Below are 21,616 nucleotides of genomic sequence, written 5' to 3' on the forward strand. Positions count from 1 at the left end.
TCTCGGTTCGACGCTCAGTCACCGAGCGGCTGGCGTTCGCCACCGCCCCGATGCGCGTCCAGCGTGTGCTTCATGCGGCGCAGCAGCTCGCGGCTTGCTTCGGGTTGCGCGAGCGCCAGCTCGGTCACGAGTACGTCGAGTGCCATCATCATCGCGTAACGCGACGACGACGGCTTGTAGATGAAATCGGTCTCGCTCGCGACGATCGGCACGAGCCAGTCGGCGAGCGCGGCGAGCGGCGAGGCTGGCGCGGTGAGCGCGACGAGCTTCGCGCCGTAGTCGCGCGCGATGCGGCACGCGTCGACGAGTTCGGGCACGCGCCCTGTTACGGAAAGCGCGAGCACCACGTCATCGGACGACAGGGTGCTCGCCACCATGCGCTGCAGCAGGCTATCCTGGTACGACGCCACCGGACGGCCCAGGCGCACGAGGCGAAAGCGCATTTCGTCGGCGAGCGCGCTCGAGCCGCCGCCCATGCCGAACACGTAGATCATGCGCGCCTGCGCCAGCGTCGCGGCGGCCTGCGCAAACGGCGCCTGGCACAGCAGTTCGTGATTGCGCGCGAGCGCCGTGTGAATTTCGTCGTAGACGCGCGTGGCGAGCGGTTCGGCTTCGGCAGCGGCATCGGCGGCACGCAGCTTGCCCGCGCCTTCGGAAGCGCCGTCGGCCCCGCCGCGCAGGAAGCGCTCGCCCACGGCGGCTGCCTGAGCGAGCCGCAGCTTGAGTTCGCGCACGTCCTGACAGCCCACCGCCTTCGCAAAGCGCGTAACGGAGGCGATGCTCACGCCCGCGCGCTGCGCCAGCTCGCCGATGCTCGCGCGCGCGGCGCTGGCAAGATCGTCGAGAATGAGCGCGGCCACGTCGCGCTCGGCCGGACGCAGTTCGGGCACGCATTGCGCAATACGCGCGACGATGTCGAAGCGGGCCGGATCGGCGGCAGTGTGCATGACAGGGAGTCTGTTAATAAATAACAATTCACGAAGCGATGTTACTTTGTGTACTATCTTCGAGTCAACGCCGGCACCTGAGACTCCGGCGGAGCTGGGACGCATGAAGCATATGGAGCGAAGGGAAATGAAAGTTACAAACTATCAGAGTGCAACGATCGACCCGAACAGCAAGGGCCTTGGCAACGTACCCGGTGCGAGCGTGCCGCTCGGGGACGCCGGGCGGCTCGAATGGAATTTACTCGAAGAGGACGTGAGCCTGCCCGCTGCGGTGCTGTATGCCGAGCGCGTCGAGCACAACCTCAAATGGATGCAGGACTTCGTCACGCGCTATGGCGTGAAGCTCGCGCCGCACGGCAAGACGACGATGGCGCCGCAGCTCTTTCGCCGCCAGATCGAAACCGGCGCGTGGGGCATCACGCTCGCCACGGCGCACCAGACGCGCGCCGCCTACCGCGGCGGCATCTCGCGCGTGCTGATGGCGAACCAGCTCGTGGGCCGCCGCAACATGGCGATCATCGCCGAGTTGCTCAGCGACGCGAGCTTCGAGTTCTTCTGCCTCGTCGACTCGGTGGAAGGCGTGGAGCACCTGGGCGAGTTTTTCCGCGCGTCGGGCCGCACGCTGCAGGTGCTGCTCGAACTGGGCGTGCCGCGCGGCCGCACTGGCGTGCGCGACACCGACACGCGCAATGCCGTGCTCGCGGCGATCGCGCGCTATCCCGACTCGCTCAAGCTGGCGGGCGTGGAAATCTACGAGGGCATCCTCAAGGAAGAAAGCGAAGTGCGCACCTTCCTGCGCGACGCGCTGAACGTCACCCAGGAACTGGCCGCCGCCGGCCGCTTCGCGCGTACGCCCGCGCTGCTTTCGGGCGCGGGCTCGGCGTGGTACGACATCGTCGCGCAAGAGTTCGCGCCGGCCACGCAGGCGGGCGCAATCGACGTGGTGCTGCGCCCCGGCTGCTACGTGACGCACGACGTGGGCGTCTACAAGCAGGCTCAGTCGCAGATCCTCACGCGCAACCCCGTGGCGCGCGAGATGGGCGTGGCGCTGCTGCCCGCGCTGCAGCTCTGGGCCTATGTGCAGTCGATTCCGGAGCCGGGCCGCGCCATCATCGGCTTCGGCAAGCGCGACGCCGCGTTCGACGCGGGCTTTCCGGAGCCGTCGCGCCACTATCGCCCCGCGAACGGCGGCGCGCCGCGCGAAGTGGCGGCAAGCGAAGGCTGGGAGGTGTTCCAGATGATGGATCAGCACGCCTACCTGAAGATTCCGGCGGGCGCGGACCTCAAGGTCGGCGACATGATCGCGTTCGACATCTCGCACCCCTGCCTCACGTTCGACAAGTGGCGTCAGGTGCTGATGGTCGACGCGAAATATCGCGTGACGGAAGTGATCGAGACGTTCTTCTGAGCGCGGCGCCTCGTTGAAAACGGCGCTGCGGGCTCAGCCCGCTTCGGGCCCGGCCTCTTGGGCCTGCGCGAGCGCAGCCCCCGCCGCGGCTGCCTCGCCGATGCGCGCCTCCATCAGCCCCAACGCGCCCGATAGCGCCGAGAGCGCATCGTCGGGCAGCGACATCGTCACGTTCAGGAACGCGGTGCGGCGCGGCAGGCCCTCTTCGGTCACGGCGCGGCCGGCGTCGGTCAGCGTCACGTTGGTGATGCGGTTGTCGCGCTCGTCGGCACGGCGCGCGATCCAGCCGAGCGACTCCAGCGCCTTCAACTGGCGCGTGAGCGCGCCCGGGTCCACGCGCAGCCGCTCGACGAGCCGCTTTTGCGACGACTCGCCGTCCTGCTCGTAAAGCGCGAGCAGAATGCGCCAGCGCGGCAGCGGATGGCCGACCTGCGCCTCGAACGCCGACATGAACGCCCGGTAGGTCCGTCCAAACTGCTGCATGATGGCGATGCGATCCTGAATTTCCATGCTGTGTTTTCCTGCCGGCCTCATTGCCGCGCGTTTGCCGGTGCCCGTGGTGTCCGGCCGGTATCCGTGCCGGTGCCCGCCAGGGGCGCAACGCCTCAATCCGCGTGAATCACGGGTTCCACCTTGCGCTGCAGCCTGACCGGCGGCACGCGCCGGGTTTGCCAGATCGACACCACCGCGATCGCCGCCGCCACGGCAATGCCCAGGTGAATCGCGCCCACGAGCGCCTCGCGCGCGGCTTCGAGCAGCGGCGCGCCATTATGCCCGGCGTGCGCGAGATCGGCGATAAGCGTTGCCTGCGCGTCGCGGTTGATGAGGATCTGCGGGTCGGCGAGCTGCGGCAGCCAGTGCGTGGCGTGATCGGCGTCCAGCGCGCGTTGCACGCCGCTCGAATAGAGCTGCGTGACCATCGTGCCGGTGAGCGCCGTGCCGATCATGCCGCCGATCATCCGCAGCGACTGCAACAGCGCGGTGGCGATGCCCAGATGCTCGCGCCCCGCCGTTTGCTGCGCGAACACGGTGAGGTTCGGCATGACAAAGCCAAGGCCGATGCCAGCCAGGATCATGAGCGCCATGAGCAGGCCGCGCGGCGTGTTGCGCGTGGCGAGCGCCACGGCAAGGCACGCTGCCGCGATCATCGCGAAACCGATGTAAAGCATCAGATTCGGATGGCGGATGCGTGAGACGATGCGTCCGTTCGCGATACTGCCTATCGTGATGAACACCACGAGCGGGGTGATGACGACGCCCGCTTCCTTCGGCGTCATGCCGAAGCCGCCCTGGAACAGGAGCGGCGCGTAGAACAGCAGCGAAAACATTGTGAAGCCGCCCAGCACGGCGAGCGTGAAGAGCGCGTTCAGGCTCGCGTTGCGGAACATGTCGACGGGCAGGATGGCCTGCGGGCAGCGCCGCTCCCATTGCCAGAGCGCCCAGCCGGCCGCCAGCGCGAGGGCGAGCAGGCCGATGGCCGAAGCGGTGAAACCGCGCCCCGGCAGACGTTCCACGAAAAGCTGCAGGCTGCCGAGCGCGACCGCGATGAGGAGCGCGCCCGGCCAGTCGAGCCGCATGCGCGCCTCGTGCGCGACATGGCGCAGATGCGGCAGATACTTCCAGACGAAAAACAGCGAAAGCAGGCCAACGGGCAGATTCACGTAAAACACGGAACGCCAGCCGTAGTACTGCGTGAGAAAGCCGCCGAGCGACGGCCCGACCGCATTGGCGATACCGAATGCGGAACTCATGAGTACCTGCCAGCGCAGGCGCACGACCGAATCGGGGAAGAGATCGGGAATGCACGCGAACGCCGTGCCGACCAGCATGCCGCCGCCGATGCCTTGCAAGCCGCGCGCGATCACGAGGAACAGCATGCTGTTGGCCGCGCCGCACAGCACGGAAGCACCGGTGAAGACGACAATCGACGCGATCACGAACGGCTTGCGCCCGTAATAGTCGCCGAGCCGCCCAAAAATGGGGACGGTGATGACCGAGGTGAGCAGATAGGACGTGGCGACCCACGCGTAAAGCTCGAAGCCGCGCAGTTCGGCGACGATGGTCGGCAGCGCAGTGCCAACGACGGTCTGGTCGAGCGCAACGAGCATCGTCACGAACGAGACGCCGAGCATCGCGAGCAGCGACTCCCGGAACGGCAGAACCTGCCCGCTCGAATGGTGGGCGGCGGTATGAACGGCCATTTTTTGATCCAGCAACAGTTGACGCGTCAAAGATTGGTCATCATAGCACGGTCCGATCCACTACACTGGCGTGTCTGACGGCGGCGATGCCTTCGCCGTTGCCGACAATCCGGGAGCGCAATGGAACCCACGACCGACCCCACCGCCGCCGATCCGGCCCGCGCGGGCGCCGCCGCGACCTTCACCGAGGCCGATCTCGACGCGCTGCGGCGCGCCCGGCATCAGCTCGAAACGCCGCCGCTCGGCATGAAGCTCGCAGCGATCGTGGGGGCGCCGGTGGAAAAGCTGATCGCACGGCTGCCTGGCGTCGCGAACGACAAGGTCATCGACGCGACGCAAGCCGCGCTGCGCAAGTGTCTGGGGCTCGCATTGAAGACGCTGGGCCGGCAAGGCGCCCTCGTCACCGACGCATCGCGTACGAGCGCGAAGCCGAGCAACCTGCTGCACAAGTTCGCGGTGGCGACCACGGGCGCGGCAGGCGGCGCGTTCGGCCTTTTCGCGCTGCCGGTCGAGTTGCCCGTCACGACCACGCTGATGTTTCGCTCGATTTGCGACATCGCGCGCAGCGAAGGCGAAGATCTGGCGAGCGCCGACACGCAGCTGCAATGTCTGACTGTGTTCGGCATGGGGGGCCGCTCGGCCGCCGACGACGAAGCCGACTTCGGCTATTTCATCGTGCGCGGCGCACTCGCGAAGGCGGTCTCGGCGGCATCTTCGGAAATGGCGACGAAGGGCTTCGCCGCGCACGGCTCGACCGCGCTCCTCAAGCTCATGCAGACCGTGGCCGCGCGCTTCTCCGTGCAGGTGAGCGAGCAGGTCGCGGCGAAATCGATACCGGCCATCGGCGCGGTGCTCGGCGCCATGGTCAACACCGTGTTCATCGACCATTTCCAGCAAGTGGCGCATGGCCACTTCACCGTGCGCCGGCTCGAGCGCCGCTACGGCGAAGCCGCCGTGCACGCGGCCTATGACGCGATCGACGTCTCGCTCGATTGAGGCGGCTGCGGTTTCTCGTCGCCGCGTGCCGGCGCAGGGGTCACGCGGCGCACGAAGCTCGCGGCGACGTCGAGCGTGCGGCGCGCTTCGGGCATGAACGGCGCATAGATCGGCCAGATATGCGGCATGCCGGCGGCAACCTCGCACGCCACCGCCACGCCGGCGGCGCGCGCACGCTCGGCGACGCGGCGCGTGTCGTCGAGCAGCGTTTCGGAACTGCCCACGAAGAGGCTTAGCGGCGGCAAGCCGCGAAAGTCGGCATAAAGCGGCGACACGTAGGGATCGGTCGCACTGGCCGAGCCGAGGTAAAACGGCGCGATGCGCGCGAATACCTCGCCGCTGAACATGGGATCGCGCCCGTCGTTCTCGCGTATCGAAGCGCCCGTCGCCGCAAGATCGGTCCACGGTGAAAAGAGCACGGCGCCGGCGGGAAGTGCGTCGCCTGCGTCGCGCAAGGCAACGAGCGTCGCCAGCGCGAGCCCGCCGCCCGCCGAATCGCCGCCAATCACGATCGAGCCGGGCAGCGTTCCTTGCGTCAGCAAATGGCGGTACGCGGCCAACGCATCCTCGAGCGCGGCGGGAAACGGATGCTCGGGCGCGAGGCGATAGTCGAGGGAGAAGACGTCGGCGTCAGCACGCTTGCCCAGACCAAACGAAATCGCGCGCTGCGAACGCGGCGAGCAGAAGTAATACCCGCCGCCATGCAGATAAAGGAGCGTGCGCGGCGCGGGCGAGCGCTCGCGGATGAGCCACTCGCCGCGCATCGGGACATCGGAGGCGCCGTACTGCTCGCGCAAGCGCCAGCCGTCCGGCACGCCCGGCGTCCAGATGCGCCTCGCCGTCAGCATGCGCACGCGCGCGACGTTGATCGACTTGCGCGTTTGCGGCAGAAAAGTGCGGCGCAAGAACCTGCAGATCAGCCTGCTTTGCCAGCTCATCGGCTCAGCCCTCCGCGGCACTCAAAACGGGCTCAGGCAACACTCGACGGCGCTCGATCGATAACGTCCCGCAATCGGACTTCGATCGCGGGAACGCGCGGCGCGCACCGTACGACGAATGAGGCGAACGATCGAGAGCCGGTCAATTGGCGGGCAGCACCTGGCCGCGAATCTCGCCTGAGGGGTTCTGCGCCGTATGAATGTTGAAGTACCACTGGCCGCCCATGAGCTGGGTGACCTGCTGCTCGTTGAGCGTGGCGGAACCCTTGATCGGACTTGCCAGTTCGCCCTTCGGAATCGGTACCTGCACGCCAGCGTTCTGTCCGACCGGCGCGGGGCCGTGGAAGTGCGCGGCCGCCGCCGGGCCGGAGAGGCCTTCGTAGGTGACCGTCCACTTCAGCGTTTTCGCGGACGTGTCGAAGGTGGCGTTGAGCATGCCGTGGCCCTGGCTCACGCGCGGCGGGACTTCGCTGGATGGTTCGAGATCGGCCTTGAGCGCAACCGTATCGGCATACGCGGCGCTGGAGGCGAGGACACACAGCGCGAGAGCGAGCTGCAGCGGACGAAGCAAATTCATGGAATTTCTCCTGTTTTTGTGGCGCGTTGCACCAGAAGGCGCAAATCCGCGCTCTCACATGCTAGAGCAAATCCGCCGGGCGCGTCTGCTGCGCCGATGTCGGCCCAACGTAAGCTGCTTGCAATAAAAGCGGCGCCCTTCAACCCAGGGACTTCCTTCCCGCCATCCAGGCGTTCTGACCAGCGCCCCACGTGCCGACCCCTTCGGGGTGGGTGGATGCATCACCGAATTGATTTGCATAACGAAGTTTATGACCACCCTCTTCTGACAAATGATCCGCCGTCCCGCCCGCCTCACAGCAGGGGCGATTACCACCACTTCCGGTAACAGTTAATTGATCGAAATTATCTCGATTTCTCGTCACACGGCGACTAAGCTAGGAACTGCGAGAAGTGACTCTTCATCGAAGGGTCTCCAAGCTTGAACGCGGCTTCGGCCGCGTTTTTTTTCGCCCGCTTTTTGCGCTCGACTTCTCCGCGCCCGTCGATTTCCTGATGTACATCATTCACGCGAGCAGCGCGGCCTGGTGCTCGATTCCGGCAAGCATCGCCTGGCAAGTGTGGATGAGCGTATAACCCTCCTCACGCAGTTGCCCGGCAGTGTGACCATTCATGTGACGGCGAAACGTCTCGAGTTCGGCGAGCAGCGCAGGATACTGCAGCACGCCAACCGCTCCGGCAAACCGGTGATGCCATTCGCGCAGGCCCGCGACGTCGGCTTGTTCGAGGAGCGGCGGCAAGGCGTCCAGGTCGTCGCGCATCGCCGAAACGAACGAGCCGAGCAACGTCTTCACGGTCGCCTCGCCGCCCCAAAGCTGGATCATTTGCGTGAGATCCAGCGGTTCGAACGTCCGGGCGTTTGCAGGCTTTTCCGCGAGCTTTGCGCCGGAACTGCCGCGCTCTTCCGAAGCCGACTCCGAAGCCGGCGACGCGGCTTGCCCCGCCGCCTGCCCCGCCGTTTGCACGTTCGCACCCGCCTCGCGCGCGGCTTCGTCCTGCAGGGTGCGCTGCATACCCTCCATGCCGAACCAGCGCGCGAGATGCTCGCGCAGCGTGGCCACGCGCGTGGGTTTGACGAGGCAATCGTCCATGCCCGCTTCGCTGCACAGACTTACGTTCTCGGGCGCCGTATTGGCCGTGATGCCGAGTATCGGCAAGCGTCGCGCGCCGGGCGTCTTCTGCTCCAATTCGCGTATGCGCCGCGCGAGATCGTAGCCCGATACATTCGGCATATGACAGTCGGTGATCAGGCAGCCGTATTCGCATTCGGCCAGCGCTGAGAGCGCCTTCGCACCGTCGTCGACGACATCGCACGCGAACCCGATCAACGCCAGTTGATGGCGGATCAGTTCCTGATTCACCGGATGATCCTCCGCCACGAGGATGAGGCGGCCAGCAGCGCGTTCCTGCTCGCGGTCGTGCGCTGGAAGTGTCGTCTCGACGTCGGCGGAGGGACGCGACGGGCTGGCAGCCTTGACCGGGAGCCCCGCCAGCGCCATCGCACAAACGGCGCTCAAGGCGCGCCAGGACAACGGGTTGACGCTCACGCGCACACCGTTCCCGGCCACGCGATAACCGCTTGGCTTCGGTTTGTCGGTCAGGCAAAGCACAGGCGCAGCGAGTTTGCCCAACCGCTCGGCCAACGCTTCGGACGCGAACACCAGATCGGCCTTGTCCGCGCTCGCGGCGCGGGCAAGGTCCGCTGGCGCGACGCGGCGCATGTCCATGCCAAGCGCCGAGCCATAGTGCATCAATGCGGCGGCGACGCTCGCGTCCTCGCACGTCACGAGCGCGCGCTTGCCGCGCAGCCCGGCGGCCGTACCGCTGCGCACCTCCACGGGCAATTCGATATGCAGCGTCAGGCGGGTGCCGCGATCCACTTCGCTCTCCAGTTCGAGCGTGCCGCCCATCAGCACGGCGAGCTTGCGGCAGATCGCGAGGCCGAGCCCGGTGCCGCCGAAGCGTCGCGTGGTCGAGGTCTCGGCCTGCACGAACGGCTCGAAGAGCTGCGCCTGCGCTTCGGGCGCAATGCCGATGCCCGTGTCGACCACCGAGATCGACAGCCGCTGGCAGACAGGCGCGCCGTCGCGGGCGCCGACGTCGCGGGCGCGAACGTGCACGCTCACCTCGCCCGCCGGCGTGAACTTGATTGCATTGCCGAGCAGATTGAAGAGGATCTGCCGTAGCCGCACGCTGTCGCCGCGCAACTGCGCCGCGACGTCCGGCTCCACATCCACGCGTACCTTCAGCCCCTTCTCGTGCGCACGCGCGGCCAGCAGCCCGACGGCGTTATCGACGAGTTCGCGCACGTCGAACGGCTGCGAATCGATCACGAGGTGGCCGGCCTGGATCTTCGAGTAGTCGAGCAGATCGTCGAGTATCTGCAGCAGCGCCCCCGCCGATTCCTGCACCATGGCGACCATTTGCGCCTGATCCGGGTTGAGCGGCGTGCGTTCGAGCACCTCGACGAGACCCAGCACGCCGTTCATCGGCGTGCGGATCTCGTGGCTCATCATGGCGAGAAAATCGTCCTTCGCCCGGGAGGCCGCCTCGGCGATGTCGCGGGCGTGCTCGAGTTCGTCTGCGCGTGCGTGCTCGACGTCCGCATCCAGCGCATAGCCGCTCCAGACAATCGCCCCGTCTTCGGCGCGGCGCGGCGCGAACTCCGCACGCACCCACACGAACCCGGCCGCGCCTTGAAAGCGGAATTCGGCGTGCACAGGGATGAACCGGCGCGCGGAGCGTTCGAGCCGCGAGGCGAGGCGTGCGCGATCGTGACGCGCCACCCGCGAGAGATCGACCGAATCCGCGTGGCGCAGCGCCTCGACGGTGTCGCCGAGGAGCCGCTGCGTGTCGCCGCCAATGTACGGAAACGAGTAGCGGCCATCGGGCGAGCGGCGCAACTGGAACACGACCGCGGGCAGCGACCCCGTCACCTCCGAGAGAAGCCGCTCCGATTCGCGTTTGCGCAGCTCGGCGCGGCGAATGTCAGTGACGTCGATCATCGTGCCGAGCACGCAGAACGGCGCGCCCTGCGGGTCGCGGCACAGGCGCGTCCAGAAAATGCCATGACGCGACTCCCCGAGCGCGTTCTCGAAGGTCAGCTCGACACGCTGGCTCTCCCCCTCGACGATCGTGAGCCGGTAGAGATCGTCCATGCGGCGGCTGTTTTCGGGCCCCCATGCCATCACGGCCGAACCCGGGCGCCCGAGCACGCGGGCGCGCGTCAGGCCGGTCGATTCTTCGTAGGCGCGATTGACCGCGAGATAGCGGTTTTCGAGATCCCGTGCACAGAGCGGATACGGGATCATCTCCATCATCGTGTCCTGCAGTTCCACCTGGCGCGCGAGCACCTGCTCCGCGCGCCGCCGCCTGTGCATCTCGCGCTGAAGCAGCACGTAGGCGCGCAGCGTGACGAGCAGCAGCACGCCGAACACGATCAGCAGCGGCAGGAGCCGCAGTGCGTTCACGCTCCAGCCGCTGGCCCGGGTGGAGACGGCAGCGGTCCAGCGATTGCGGATACGCTGCTGCTCGGCGGGTGGCATCGCGTCGAGCGCGCGATTGATGAGCCGCGCGAGCGGGGCAAGGTCGCAGCGCACGGCAAATGCCGTCGAATCGCCGACGCCTGCCGGACCCAGCACCTTCAGCGTGTGGAGATAGGTACCGCTGAGCGGCTCGTCGAGCGCGGCCGCGTTGCCCACCAGCACATCGGCCGCGTGGCGCCCGACCATTGCGAGCCCCGCCTCGAGGCTGGCGGCGCGCACGACCTGCGTAGCCGGCAGTTCCTGCATGACCGGCGCGTGCGGCGCCAGCACGATGCGGCGTCCCGCCAGGTCAGCGAGCGAGCGCGCCAGCGGCTCGTCGCGGCGCCCCACCATGACGAGCGGATGGTGCTCGAACGCTCCCGTGTAGGCGACGCCTGAGCCGAACACGCCATCGCCCACCGAGGTCACGGCGAGCGCGATCTCGCCACGCTGCATGGCGTCCCCGGCGCTCGTCCAGGGAAAAATGGGCACGCGCTCGAAGGTAACGCCGAGGGTACGCCCCAGATAGCCGAGATAGTCGGCGGCCATGCCCGACGGCATACCAGCCTTGTTCGTGAAGCTGAACGGGAGCCAGCTGCCGTCGTAGCCGACCTTCAGCGGCGACAAGGCACGCAGCCACGCGCGCTCGTCGGCGCTCAGGCCGGTGAGCGTGGCCCCGCCGAGCGCTTCGAGCGGCGCCCGCCCCTCCACCACCGCGCCGACGACGCGTTCTCGAGGCGACGTCGGGGCGACCTGCCGCGAGAGCGTGAAGCCCTCGATTGTCCGCTCACACAAAGTCGCAGGGCTCGCCGCCGCAGCAGAAAACGCGAGCATCCATGCGGCTGTGAGCGCGCCGAGGTAGACCGACACGCACGTGAGCCCGCGCGCCCGCCACCATGCAGCCGAGCGCGCGGGAAGACGGAAGATGCGATGAATCCACTTCATCGGCGCACGGCAGGCTGGATTTCAAACACCGTGGCGAGATGACGTGGCGCAAATGCGCGAGCGCCGGCTAACGAAGCGGTGCACCACGCCAGCCGCGGCTCCCCCCAGCAACGGTGGCGCCGTCAGTTCCATGAGGTACACGGCGGCGAGAGCGTAGTCGGCGGGCAAATGATCGCCATAGCCATTGCTGCCGAGGTCGGACGCCGCGACGGAGAAACCCCGGCGCCCGCTCGCCGCGCGCGCGGCGGCGTAGTTCGCCACCGTGAGCGCGAGCCCGAATGCCGCGGCCATTCCGAAAACATGCAAGCCCTGGGAGGGCGGGCTCGTGTTGAGCGCCTTGGCTGCGCGACCCGCGAACATGAGCCACGCGTTGCCTGCACCCTCGACCGCTAAACGCCTACCGAGCTTCATCGTTTCATCTCCACATCCGGACGCCTTCCCGGCCCTGTTCCGACCAGGCCGTCGTTCGTTCGCATTCCCGAGCCGGCAATATCTGACAAGCGATGCGTCGAACTTGGGATTATGGAGAGACAATTCCCGCAATCAGATAGGAGAACTCCTAAAACACTGGGCGCCTTGCGCAAGACAAAGCGAGAGAATATCCGCCGAACGCAGGAATAGAGGGGGGACGCGCACCGCCTGGCGATGAATCAGATCAGGCCTATCTGCGCAGCGAAGTCGCTCAGATCGCGCTCCGTGACGAGCCCCAGCTTGCGCATCGTGCTGCGCTTTTGCGCGCTGATCGTTTTGCCGCTGCGCTGAAACCGCTGCGCGATCTGGCGCACCGACATACCCTGCGCGTAAAGCTGGAAGACCTCCCATTCGCGCGCGCTCGGCACGCCCGAGCAGGGGGCGCACGCGGCGCCGGCGCGCGCGAGCGTTGCGCGTGCGTGGCCCGAGAGAAACGGCGTGTGCTCGCGGGCGGCGGCAACGGCGAGCAGGAGATCGTGCGCAACGTCGCGCTTGTCGACGATGACGTTCAGGCCGTGATGCATCAGGCCCGTCAGAACGGGCGGCGTCGACACCATGCTCAGGACGACGACAGCAGGCGCGCCTCGTGTTTGCTCGAGGCGCCGCAGCAGGGTGAGGGAGCCATATTCGCCGTCCAGACCCGGCATGCAGAGATCGGAAATGACCACGTCGCAGTCGGTCATATCGAGCAGCGTGGCAAGCTCGAGCGTGTTGTCGGCTTCGCCGACGACGAGCGCTCGATCCGTCGCGTGCAGCAGATTCGCCACACCGAGCCGGATGCATGCGTGATCGTCGGCAACGATCACGCGCAACGGTGCCGCAAGTTCGGCCGCATCCGTCATGTTGCGCGCCACGAGGCAGGTGCACGGTTCGTCATGGCCGCGCATGACGAACCCGGAAGCGCTTGCCGCTGCGGCGTGATCCGGCAGCGATGAGGGAAGCAGGTTCATAACAGTCCGTACGCCCTGACGTAGGCGAAGAGTCCCGCGTCGTTGCTCACGCCGAGCTTCACCATCGCGTCACGCTTCTGGCAGCTTACCGTGCGCACGTCGCGGCCGAAGGCGCGCGCAATTTCCGTGATCGAACTGCCGCTCGCGAACTTGCGAACCACCTCCGATTCGCGCGGCGTCAAGCGCGGCAAACACAGGTCGGACGGTCCGGAGGCGGCCGCAAGTTCGCGCTCGATGGCCGGGCTGAGATGGGCTAGACCCTGGGCAGCGCCGCGCACGATAGCGGCGAGATCGTCCATTGGCTCGGTTTTGCGCAACAGGGCGACCACGCCCGCGTGCGCCACCGCGCGCAGGAGGACGGCGTTCGCAACGCCGGTCAGCACGACCACCGGGATATGCGGCCAGTCGCGGCGCAAACGCCGCACGAGCTGCAGACCGTCGGCGGCTTCGCCGGAAGCAGACGGCATATTGAGATCAGTGACCAGGACGTCGCACGCGACGGTTTCGAGCGTCTGCAATAACTCGCGCGCGCCGCACGCTTGCCCCACGACCTCGATATCGTCTGCCGCGAGAAGCGCCGAGCGAACGCCAAGCAAAACGAATGGGTGATCGTCGGCGAGGACAACACGTAGCTTCATACTGAATTTCCTCCGAGTGGGTTTGCGTGGCTGCGATGCGCCGCGTGAGCGCATCGGTAACCCGCAACATCAGTCAGGTCGTTCATCTGACCATTGAAAGGCCGCCGTCGAAATCGGAGATTTCCGAAACGTTAAATATGGCTAATGTTGTGCGTGCGCACGAGTCAAACCGCAGCACGCGCGCGAGCGCGCTGTCGACTCTCGCCAGTGCGGCCGGCATCGCTGCGCTCGCGCGGCGCCGCAAATGCGGGCCATGCCAGGGCGGCGCAAAGCGCGGCCGCCGCCCAGACCGCAGGCCACCCGAACCACGACAACAGCAGCGGGAGCGCCGAAGGCGCGACGAAGAACGCCACGAATGCGCCGGTGTTGCCCATGGCGAGCGCGGTTCCCACACGACCGTTGCCCGCGAGCAGCGCGAGTTCGGTGAAGGCCACGCCATGCCAGGCGGAAGCGGCGATACCGCCAGCCACGATCACCACGGCGAGCAGCGTGACGAACGCCGTGTTTGCGCGATGCGCTGGCGACGCAAACGCCGTCAACACCGCAAGCACGACGAACAGCGCGACGGTGAGCCCCGCGCAGCCGCGCAACCAGGTACGCCGGTCGCCATGCCGGTCTGTCCAACGGCCGCCGTACACGCGCATGAACGCCGCACCGCCCTGCACGGCCGCAAGCGTCGCGCTGACTGCCGCCGTACCCGCATGGCCGACGTCATGCAGGAAAATGCTCGCGAACGAGAGCACGGCCACCTGGGGCATGCACAGCACGCCAATGCCCGTCACCATGCGCCATACGGTGACGCTGCGCAGCGGTGAGACGGCGCCGTGTGCCTGCGCGTCCGCTTCGTGAACGACAAGCGGCGCATGTGCGGCGTCCTGTTCGTGCGCGGGGTCGTGCAACCAGATGATCGTCAGCACGGCGGAGACCACACACATCGCAGCCAGTACGCCGTAGACGGCGGCGAATCCCGCATGCCCTGCGAGCGCAGGCAGCACGAGCGCGCCAAGCCCGCCGCCGGCCGGCACGGCGGTTTGCCGGATGCTCATCGCAAGGCCGCGCTCGTGGGTAGCGAACCACGCCATCACGGCGCGCCCGCTCGAGCCGTTCACGCTTGCGCCAAGCAGGCCGAGCGCGAGCAGGCCAACCGCGAGCCCCGTCGCACCGGGCGTGTACGCGCCCGCCGGTGCGCCCCGGAGCGCCATCGCAACGAGTGCGAGCGCCGTAGTGGAGAGCCCGGTGAGCAGCACACGGCGGTCGCCCCAGCGATCCGTCAGGAGTCCCCATGGAAGCTCGCCTAGCACGATGCCAAGTCCCAGCATGCCGAGCACGACACCCAGTTCGCCCGTGCCGATACGGTAATGCAACCGGATCAACACACCCGTTGCAGGGATGCCGCCGAGCGCGGCCGCGAAGCTGGCGTTGGCCGCCACGCCCACCGCCAGCACTTTCCAGCGGTGTGCCGCGCCCCGCGTTGTACTGCGTCCCATGATGACCTCCAGAAAACGGTTGACCGAGGGCATCGTAGAGGCGCAGCATCTATCGGGAAATCGGGAAATTCCAATTTATATATTCGGAATTTCCGAATCATGAAATGACACGGCACGCACCGGATCAAGCTGAACCATGAACGCACGCGGTTTCGATCTCGCGCAGTTGCGCACGTTTATCGCCGTAACGGAAGCGGGCAGTGTCTCCGCGGGCGCGGAGCACGTGTTCCTCTCGCAGTCGTCGGTGAGCGAGCAGCTCAAGAAGCTCGAGGAACGCGTCGGCCAGCCGCTTTTCGTGCGCAGCAAGCAAGGGATGTCGGCCACGCCCGCCGGCGTGAAGCTGCTCGACCACGCGCGCCGCATCGTCGCGCTTTGCGACGCTGCCTTCGACGACATGCTCGGCCGCACGCTCGACGGCGAAGTGCGCATTGCGATCACGGACTATTACCGGCCTCACGACGTCGCCGAGATCATCCGGCGCTTCGCGAACCAGCATCCGCGCCTGCGTCTGCATGTGACCGTGCTGCCGAGCGCCGTGATCGACAGCAGCGCCGACGACAACGCCTACGACATCGGGTTATCGCTGCGGCTGATGGAGAAAGGCCGCAGCACCCACAAGAGCACGTCGATACGGCGCGAAAAGCTGATGTGGGTGGGCGCCACGCAAACGCTGCGCGAGCGGCCCGCGCTCACGCCGCCCTGGCCGCTCGTGCTGCTGCCGGCGACCTGCCAGTTGCAGCGCCGCGTAGTGAGATTGCTCGACGAAGCGCGCATGCCCTACCTGATTTCGCATTCGGCATCGGGCGTGGCCGGACTGCAGCTCGCGCTCAAGGCAGGGCTGGGGATCTCGTGTCTGAACGAGTCGTCGATTGGCGAAGGACTGATGCCCTGCCCCGCTTCGTTCGGCTTGCCTGCACTGCCGGCAGCCGAATTTCATTTGCTGCCGGGCCGGCCGGGCGAGTCCGCGCACGTGACGAACGCGCGCGCAGCGCTCGCGGAACTGCTCGTTTGAGGCGCTTTAGCCGGCGGCCTGAACCAGTTCGGCAAAGCGCAGCAAGTCGACGTTGCCCCCGGAGATGAGCACGCCCACGCGCTTGCCGCGCACGTCCACCTTGCCGTGCAGCACCGCCGCCGCCGCGAGGCAGCCGGTGGGTTCGACCACGAGCTTCATGCGGCTCGCGAAGAACTTCATCGTGTCGACGAGTTCCGCGTCGCTCACCGTGACGATCTCGCTCACGCGCTCGCGGATCACCGCGAAGGTCAAGTTGCCGAGATGCTGGGTTTGCGCGCCGTCGGCAAGGGTCTTAGGCGTGTCGATGTGGACGATCTCACCCGTGCGCAGGCTGCGCTGACCGTCGTTGCCGGCCTCGGGCTCGACGCCGATCACCGTGCATGCAGGCGAAAGCGCATGCGCTGCAGTCGCGCAGCCCGAGAGCAGTCCGCCGCCGCCAAGCGGCGTGAGCAGCAGGTCAAGCTCGCCCGTTTCCTCGAACAACTCCTTTGCGGCCGTGCCCTGCCCGGCCATCACGTGCGCATGGTCGTACGGCGGAATGAGCGTGAGGCCGCGCTCGGCCGCGAGCCGTTTGCCGAGCGCCTCACGGTCCTCGGTATAGCGATCGTAAAAGACGACCTCGCCGCCGTAGCCGCGCGTGGCCTCCACCTTCACGGCGGGCGCGTCGTGCGGCATGACGATCACGGCCTTCACGCCGAGCAGACGCGCCGCCAACGCGATCGCCTGCGCGTGGTTGCCCGACGAAAACGTGATTACGCCGCCCGCCTTCTGCTCCGGCGTGAACTGCGCGATCGCGTTATACGCGCCGCGGAACTTGAACGCGCCCATGCGCTGCAGGTTCTCGCATTTGAAGAAAAGCTGCGCGCCCGTGCGTTCGTTCACGGTGCGCGAAGTCAGAACCGGCGTGCGGTGCGCGACGCCACGCAGGCGTTCGTGGGCGGCGGCAACGTCTTCGAAGCTAATAGGCAGAGGGCTCATGGTCGTTCTTCAGCTGGCAGGTAGGTGTAGACGGTCGAGCGCGCCACGCCGAGCGTGGCGGCCACGTCGGCGAGCGCATGACGCAGGTTCAGCATTCCGTTTGCCGCGAGTTCGCGCACGGCCTCACGGCGCTGCGCGAGCGTCATGCCGATGGGCGTGGTATTGCGCGTGGCGGCGAAGCGTTCGAGCGCCTCGCGCACGCAGCCCACGGCGCGCGGGGCGAGCGTTTCGGCGACGGGCGCGGCCGCGCTGGTCTGGATCAGCTGGCCGAGGCCAGCCGTCACCGCGCCGATCAGCGACACGTCCATGTTCAGGCAGAGGGCCGCGACGTACTCGCCCGCGCTGTTCTTGAGGCCGATGGATGTGCTTTTGGCCGGACGCCCGTCGGGAAAGCGGTTCGGATAATTGGCCACGACCTCGGGAAAACCGGAGTCGGTGATGCGCGCGAGCCCCATTTCGGTGGCGGCGTCGCCGACTTGCCGTCCGGACAAATTGTTCGCGATCGCCACGACGGCGTGCTCGGGCCGCGTGAGGTCGTGCAGCACCACCTCCACGAGCGGCGCGAGCGTCTGGCCGAGCGCGGCGACGATCTTCCCGCCTTCGCGCAGGAGCAGCGCGTTTTCGTCAGTGGAATGGCCGGGATGGGCTTTGCGGGTTGGCATCATGATGTTGGACATTTTGACAGTTAATGACTGAATGTCAATCCTTCGAATGGATCACTCGGAGTCGCCGTGCATGACCACCCGATGCGCGAAAAAAAACCCCGCCCGAAGGCGAGGTCAATCAGACACGAAGAAACACGACTCACTGCATTGCGACTCAGACCGTGAAGCGTTCGCTGACGAACTGCGTGGACGGCACTCGGGCGCGCGCCGCCACCGCCTGCGCGGCGCTCACCATCGCGGACGGACCGCAAACGTAGAGATCGGGCGCCGCGCCACCCACTGCAAGCGCGGCGGCGAGCGCGTCGACGGGGGTGCTGTGCGAGCCTTGCCAGCCAGGAGCCGCTTCACGCACGCAAAGCTCGACATGCAGTTGCGGCAGCGCAGCGCGAAGCGCGTCCAGTTCGTCGAGCATACACAGCTCGCTCTCGCGATTCACGCCGTAAAAGAGCTGCGCGTCGTTCATTTCCCCGAATTCGGCCATGCGGCGCAGCATCGAGAGCACGGGCGCGAGACCCGTGCCGCCCGCCACGAACCAGCGCGGACGCAGACTGTCGGCGATCAAGCCGAAGCCGCCCTGCGGGCCATGAACGGTGAGCACGTCACCCGGCTGCGCCCGCTCGCGCAGATACGCCGAGAACGTGCCTTGCGGCCGCAGCCGGATGAGAAACTCGAGCCGCCCTTCCCAGTTGCTAGTGTTGGAAAGCGAGAACGGGCGCTTCACGCCGCCCTCCGGCAACTCCAGCTCGGCGAACTGGCCCGCTTCGAACTCAGCGGCACTGCCGCGGGTGTCGTCGGCGTCGAGCAGCAGTTCGAGACGGCACGTGTCGTCGGCAATCGTTTTCAGCGCGGCGATGCGCGCCGTGCGCGAGGCAAGCGGCTGCAGCAGCACCTTCGTGCCGTCGTACGGCGCGGCGACGCGCAAGTCGGCCGAAGGTCTCGTGCGGCACAGCAGAACCGCCTGCGGGTCGCCGGACGGCAACGCGTCTGCGCTGTGATCGCCGAGCGTATACGCCCCTTCGGTCACCGTGGCATGGCACGCGCCGCAGCTGCCGCGCCGGCACTGCGAGGGCAGCGTGATATCCGCCGCCGCCGCCGCGCTCAGCACGTCCTGCCCCGGCTCGCACGCGAAGCCGAACGCCTGGCCGTCGCGTGTGGTGAGCTCGATTCGATAACTCATGACGTTTTCACCCACGCTCAAGCGGCCTTGCGTGCGAGCGCCGCGGCGAGGTCCGCTTGCGCCTCGCCGATCGGCGCGATGCCGAACTGCTTGACGAGAATGTCGAGGACGTGCGGCGTGAGGAACGCGGGCAACGTCGGTCCGAGATGGATGTTGCGCAGGCCGAGCGCGAGCAGCGTGAGCAGCACCGCGGCGGCCTTCTGCTCGAACCACGACACAACGAGCGTGAGCGGCAGATCGTTCACGCCGCAGTCGAAGGCCTTCGAGAGCGCGACGGCGATCTGGATCGCCGAGTAGCTGTCGTTGCACTGGCCCAGATCGAGCAGGCGCGGAATGCCGCCGATGTCGCCGAACTCGTGACGGTTGAAGCGATACTTGTTGCAGCCGAGCGTCATGACGACGGTGTCGTCGGGCGCGCCCTGGGCGAACTCGGTGTAGTAGTTGCGGCCCGGCGCGGCGCCGTCGCAGCCGCCGATCAGGAAGAAGTGGCGGATCTGGCCGGCCTTCACCGCGTCGATCACCTTGTCGGCCACGCCGAGCACCGTATTGCGCGCAAAGCCGATGGTGATGGTTTCCTCCGGCGCCGTTTCGCGGAAGCCCGGCAGCGCGAGCGCGGCCTGCACGACCGGCGCGAACGCGTGATGTTCGAGATGGCGCACGCCGGCCCAGCCTACCGGCCCCGTCGTGAAGATGCGCTGGCGGTACTGCGGCAGCGGTTCGATCAGGCAGTTGGACGTCATCAGGATCGGGCCGGGGAAGTTCGCGAAGTCCGATTGCTGGTCCTGCCATGCGCCGCCGTAGTTGCCTGCCAGATGCGCATAAGCCTTGAGCTTCGGGTAAGCATGCGCGGGCAGCATCTCACCGTGCGTGTAGATCTGCACGCCGGTGCCCTGGGTGGCTTCGAGCAGTGCCTCGAGATCGCCGAGGTCGTGGCCCGAAACCAGGATGGCCTTGCCCGCCGCCGGCGTCACGCGCACGGCAGTGGGTTCGGGCATGCCGAAGCGGCCCGTGTTCGCCGCATCGAGCAGTTCCATCACCTTGAGATTCAGGCTGCCGAGCGCGAGCGCATGTTCGAGAAGATCGCCGGCCTGCGTGGGTTCGCCCGCGAGAAACACAAGCGCCGCCTCCACGCCCGCATAGACCTCTTCGCTCTCGTAGCCGAGCACGCGCGCGTGATGGGCGTAGGCACACACGCCTTTGAGACCGTAGAGCACGAGGGCGCGCAGGCCCACGACATCTTCGCCCACCTTCGGGAGCCCGGCCTTGATGCCGACGAGCGCGGCCTGCGCCTGCAGTTCGGCGAGATCGTTGCCCGGCTGCCAGAGCGCGGCGCCACCCGGCTGCGCAACGGCGACGCCTTGCGCGAGCGCGAGCGCCTCGCAGGTCGACTTCAGGCGACCGCGGTGTTGCGCGGCCTCGCGCAGCATCGCCACGAAACGGCTGGCGTTGAAGTTGACGTTGGTGAGCGTTGTGAACAGCGCATAGAGCATGAAGCGGTCGGCTTCGCGATCGGGGCTGCCGAGGCCGCGCGCGAGCGCGCCATACTGCGCGATGCCCTTGACCGCGTAGATCAGCAGGTCCTGCAGATCCGCAGTCGTGGCATCCTTGCCGCAGTTGCCCTTGGCCGAGGCGCACCCCGGTGTGGCCTGGGTGCGGTCGGTCTGTTCACATTGATAGCAAAACACGGCTTTCTCCTTTTCCTTGTGGGGTGACGGCGCGAGCAGTCTTGTAAGATGCAGAATCAATACATCTTTTAAATGGTGGCGCGCCGGCGGGAGTTTTGCCGTGACAAAAATCAGAAAACGTGTCGCTTGAGGCGGGGGAGCGACTGTATGTGCGAAAACGTCGCAGCGGGTCGGCGCTCGACTCGCACAGTTTGCGCGTGCAAAGAAAAGCCCCGGTTCGACCGCGAGGTCGAGCCGGGGCTTCAGGTCCTGCAGATGCGTTCGGACGTTTTAAAACGGAATATCGTCGTCCATCTCGTCGAAGCCGCCGCCAGCCGGCGCGTTCGAACGGCCGCCGCCTGCACCGCCGCCTGCACCGCCACCGCTCGAACGCGGCGCGCCGCCGCCCGAAGCACGGCCGCCGCCGCGCGGTGCGGACTGCTCGCGGCTGTAGCCGCCGTCGTCGCCCATGTCGCTGCCCATCGAGGCGCCGCCGCTGCGGCCACCCAGCATCTGCATCTGGTCGGCGACGATTTCCGTCGAGTAGCGGTCGGTGCCGTCCTGCGCTTGCCACTTGCGGGTGCGGATGCGGCCTTCGATATACACCGACGAACCCTTCTTCAGGTACTCCGAGACGATCTCGGCCAGGCGCCCGAAGAACGACACGCGGTGCCATTCGGTCATTTCCTTGAACTCGCCGGACGCCTTGTCCTTATAGCGGTCGGTCGTGGCGAGGCGAATATTCGCCACGGCGTCGCCGCTTGGCAGATAGCGCACTTCCGGATCGGCGCCGAGGTTGCCGACGAGGATCACCTTGTTCACGGATGCCATGAATTTCTCCTGTTTGATTCCGTTGCGAGGAGCGGCCGCGCGGTGCGTGCCAGCGAGCGCCCGATCTCATGCGCGTTCGCCGGCTGCGGACCGCCTCCGCGAATTGCGTTGCTGTGAACCGTCTGGTTCTAACTCAGGCCCGCCTGGGTCAAGCCCGCCTGGCTTCTGCCCGCCTGGGCGGCGCCTTCATATTGGCCGCGATTATAAG

18 protein-coding genes are annotated in these 21,616 nt (G+C 67.1%); 3 read left to right on the forward strand and 15 right to left on the reverse strand.

Going from position 1 to position 21,616, the window contains the following annotated elements:
- Positions 1-14 precede the first annotated feature (14 nt).
- On the reverse strand, positions 15-947 hold the full coding sequence (locus BHE01S_RS08685) for a MurR/RpiR family transcriptional regulator (RefSeq protein ID WP_042262661.1): 933 nt from the start codon (positions 945-947) through the stop codon (positions 15-17).
- A gap of 127 nt (positions 948-1,074) precedes the next feature.
- Between BHE01S_RS08685 and BHE01S_RS08690 the strand changes: the two genes are divergently transcribed.
- On the forward strand, positions 1,075-2,355 hold the full coding sequence (locus tag BHE01S_RS08690; RefSeq protein ID WP_042262663.1) for an amino acid deaminase: 1,281 nt from the start codon (positions 1,075-1,077) through the stop codon (positions 2,353-2,355).
- Between the two features lie 33 nt (positions 2,356-2,388).
- On the opposite strand, the gene BHE01S_RS08695 is transcribed toward BHE01S_RS08690, so the two are convergent.
- Both BHE01S_RS08695 and BHE01S_RS08700 read right to left on the reverse strand, forming a co-directional pair.
- Positions 2,389-2,865, reverse strand: a complete 477-nt coding sequence (locus tag BHE01S_RS08695; RefSeq protein WP_042262665.1) for a MarR family winged helix-turn-helix transcriptional regulator — start codon at positions 2,863-2,865, stop codon at positions 2,389-2,391.
- Positions 2,866-2,960: 95 nt separating this feature from the next.
- Positions 2,961-4,556, reverse strand: coding sequence for an MDR family MFS transporter (locus tag BHE01S_RS08700; RefSeq protein WP_042262667.1), 1,596 nt, complete (start codon positions 4,554-4,556; stop codon positions 2,961-2,963).
- Between the two features lie 120 nt (positions 4,557-4,676).
- Between BHE01S_RS08700 and BHE01S_RS08705 the strand changes: the two genes are divergently transcribed.
- Positions 4,677-5,552, forward strand: coding sequence for an EcsC family protein (locus tag BHE01S_RS08705; RefSeq protein WP_042262670.1), 876 nt, complete (start codon positions 4,677-4,679; stop codon positions 5,550-5,552).
- Here BHE01S_RS08705 and BHE01S_RS08710 read toward each other — a convergent pair.
- The 7 genes from BHE01S_RS08710 to BHE01S_RS08740 all read right to left on the reverse strand — a co-directional run bounded on the left by BHE01S_RS08710 (position 5,522) and on the right by BHE01S_RS08740 (position 15,081).
- Positions 5,522-6,490, reverse strand: coding sequence for an alpha/beta hydrolase (locus tag BHE01S_RS08710; protein WP_042262672.1), 969 nt, complete (start codon positions 6,488-6,490; stop codon positions 5,522-5,524). The two genes, BHE01S_RS08705 and BHE01S_RS08710, sit on opposite strands and share 31 nt — an antisense overlap.
- A gap of 142 nt (positions 6,491-6,632) precedes the next feature.
- Positions 6,633-7,067: a CHRD domain-containing protein gene (locus BHE01S_RS08715; RefSeq protein ID WP_042262675.1), complete on the reverse strand. Its 435-nt coding sequence runs from the start codon at positions 7,065-7,067 to the stop codon at positions 6,633-6,635.
- A 505-nt stretch (positions 7,068-7,572) separates the two neighbouring features.
- Positions 7,573-11,535: an ATP-binding protein gene (locus BHE01S_RS08720; protein ID WP_052405782.1), complete on the reverse strand. Its 3,963-nt coding sequence runs from the start codon at positions 11,533-11,535 to the stop codon at positions 7,573-7,575.
- A 21-nt stretch (positions 11,536-11,556) separates the two neighbouring features.
- Positions 11,557-11,946 carry a hypothetical protein gene (locus BHE01S_RS08725; RefSeq protein ID WP_042262676.1) on the reverse strand — a complete coding sequence of 130 codons (390 nt, stop codon included), beginning with the start codon at positions 11,944-11,946 and terminating at the stop codon, positions 11,557-11,559.
- A gap of 239 nt (positions 11,947-12,185) precedes the next feature.
- On the reverse strand, positions 12,186-12,956 hold the full coding sequence (locus BHE01S_RS08730; RefSeq protein WP_321895573.1) for a response regulator transcription factor: 771 nt from the start codon (positions 12,954-12,956) through the stop codon (positions 12,186-12,188).
- Positions 12,953-13,648 (reverse strand): response regulator transcription factor, encoded by a 696-nt coding sequence (locus tag BHE01S_RS08735; RefSeq protein ID WP_322787284.1) that lies wholly within the window; start codon positions 13,646-13,648, stop codon positions 12,953-12,955. Before BHE01S_RS08735 ends, BHE01S_RS08730 begins: the two co-directional genes overlap by 4 nt.
- 110 nt (positions 13,649-13,758) lie before the next feature.
- On the reverse strand, positions 13,759-15,081 hold the full coding sequence (locus BHE01S_RS08740) for an MFS transporter (protein WP_042262808.1): 1,323 nt from the start codon (positions 15,079-15,081) through the stop codon (positions 13,759-13,761).
- A 136-nt stretch (positions 15,082-15,217) separates the two neighbouring features.
- On the opposite strand from BHE01S_RS08740, the gene BHE01S_RS08745 reads away from it, so the two are divergent.
- Positions 15,218-16,093 (forward strand): LysR family transcriptional regulator, encoded by an 876-nt coding sequence (locus BHE01S_RS08745; RefSeq protein WP_042262680.1) that lies wholly within the window; start codon positions 15,218-15,220, stop codon positions 16,091-16,093.
- A 6-nt stretch (positions 16,094-16,099) separates the two neighbouring features.
- Here the strand turns inward: BHE01S_RS08745 and BHE01S_RS08750 are convergent, their stop codons facing one another.
- From BHE01S_RS08750 to BHE01S_RS08770, 5 genes are all read right to left on the reverse strand, one after another.
- The gene (locus BHE01S_RS08750; RefSeq protein ID WP_042262682.1) at positions 16,100-17,071 is read right to left on the reverse strand and encodes a threo-3-hydroxy-L-aspartate ammonia-lyase; all 972 of its coding nucleotides are present in this window, start codon (positions 17,069-17,071) and stop codon (positions 16,100-16,102) included.
- Complete coding sequence (locus tag BHE01S_RS08755) at positions 17,068-17,736, reverse strand: helix-turn-helix transcriptional regulator (protein ID WP_218000404.1); 669 nt, start codon at positions 17,734-17,736, stop codon at positions 17,068-17,070. Before BHE01S_RS08755 ends, BHE01S_RS08750 begins: the two co-directional genes overlap by 4 nt.
- Positions 17,737-17,890: 154 nt before the next feature.
- The gene (locus BHE01S_RS08760; RefSeq protein ID WP_042262813.1) at positions 17,891-18,913 is read right to left on the reverse strand and encodes a 2Fe-2S iron-sulfur cluster binding domain-containing protein; all 1,023 of its coding nucleotides are present in this window, start codon (positions 18,911-18,913) and stop codon (positions 17,891-17,893) included.
- A 17-nt stretch (positions 18,914-18,930) separates the two neighbouring features.
- Positions 18,931-20,598, reverse strand: a complete 1,668-nt coding sequence (gene hcp / locus BHE01S_RS08765; protein ID WP_042262814.1) for a hydroxylamine reductase — start codon at positions 20,596-20,598, stop codon at positions 18,931-18,933.
- Between the two features lie 270 nt (positions 20,599-20,868).
- A complete protein-coding gene (locus BHE01S_RS08770) occupies positions 20,869-21,408 on the reverse strand; it encodes a single-stranded DNA-binding protein (RefSeq protein WP_042262685.1) in 540 nt (179 codons plus the stop codon).
- Positions 21,409-21,616: the final 208 nt, after the last annotated feature.

Source organism: Paraburkholderia heleia NBRC 101817, assembly GCF_000739775.1.
In the GTDB taxonomy this organism is placed as follows: domain Bacteria; phylum Pseudomonadota; class Gammaproteobacteria; order Burkholderiales; family Burkholderiaceae; genus Paraburkholderia; species Paraburkholderia heleia.

Excerpts from the sequence above, each read along its gene's own strand:
- BHE01S_RS08685 (WP_042262661.1), bottom strand. The coding sequence starts at position 947 with ATGCACACTGCCGCCGATCCGGCCCGCTTCGACATCGTCGCGCGTATT.
- BHE01S_RS08690 (WP_042262663.1), top strand. The coding sequence starts at position 1,075 with ATGAAAGTTACAAACTATCAGAGTGCAACGATCGACCCGAACAGCAAG.
- BHE01S_RS08695 (WP_042262665.1), bottom strand. The coding sequence starts at position 2,865 with ATGGAAATTCAGGATCGCATCGCCATCATGCAGCAGTTTGGACGGACC.
- BHE01S_RS08700 (WP_042262667.1), bottom strand. The coding sequence starts at position 4,556 with ATGGCCGTTCATACCGCCGCCCACCATTCGAGCGGGCAGGTTCTGCCG.
- BHE01S_RS08705 (WP_042262670.1), top strand. The coding sequence starts at position 4,677 with ATGGAACCCACGACCGACCCCACCGCCGCCGATCCGGCCCGCGCGGGC.
- BHE01S_RS08710 (WP_042262672.1), bottom strand. The coding sequence starts at position 6,490 with ATGAGCTGGCAAAGCAGGCTGATCTGCAGGTTCTTGCGCCGCACTTTT.
- BHE01S_RS08715 (WP_042262675.1), bottom strand. The coding sequence starts at position 7,067 with ATGAATTTGCTTCGTCCGCTGCAGCTCGCTCTCGCGCTGTGTGTCCTC.
- BHE01S_RS08720 (WP_052405782.1), bottom strand. The coding sequence starts at position 11,535 with ATGAAGTGGATTCATCGCATCTTCCGTCTTCCCGCGCGCTCGGCTGCA.
- BHE01S_RS08725 (WP_042262676.1), bottom strand. The coding sequence starts at position 11,946 with ATGAAGCTCGGTAGGCGTTTAGCGGTCGAGGGTGCAGGCAACGCGTGG.
- BHE01S_RS08730 (WP_321895573.1), bottom strand. The coding sequence starts at position 12,956 with ATGAACCTGCTTCCCTCATCGCTGCCGGATCACGCCGCAGCGGCAAGC.
- BHE01S_RS08735 (WP_322787284.1), bottom strand. The coding sequence starts at position 13,648 with ATGCGCTCACGCGGCGCATCGCAGCCACGCAAACCCACTCGGAGGAAA.
- BHE01S_RS08740 (WP_042262808.1), bottom strand. The coding sequence starts at position 15,081 with ATGGGACGCAGTACAACGCGGGGCGCGGCACACCGCTGGAAAGTGCTG.
- BHE01S_RS08745 (WP_042262680.1), top strand. The coding sequence starts at position 15,218 with ATGAACGCACGCGGTTTCGATCTCGCGCAGTTGCGCACGTTTATCGCC.
- BHE01S_RS08750 (WP_042262682.1), bottom strand. The coding sequence starts at position 17,071 with ATGAGCCCTCTGCCTATTAGCTTCGAAGACGTTGCCGCCGCCCACGAA.
- BHE01S_RS08755 (WP_218000404.1), bottom strand. The coding sequence starts at position 17,736 with ATGATGCCAACCCGCAAAGCCCATCCCGGCCATTCCACTGACGAAAAC.
- BHE01S_RS08760 (WP_042262813.1), bottom strand. The coding sequence starts at position 18,913 with ATGAGTTATCGAATCGAGCTCACCACACGCGACGGCCAGGCGTTCGGC.
- BHE01S_RS08770 (WP_042262685.1), bottom strand. The coding sequence starts at position 21,408 with ATGGCATCCGTGAACAAGGTGATCCTCGTCGGCAACCTCGGCGCCGAT.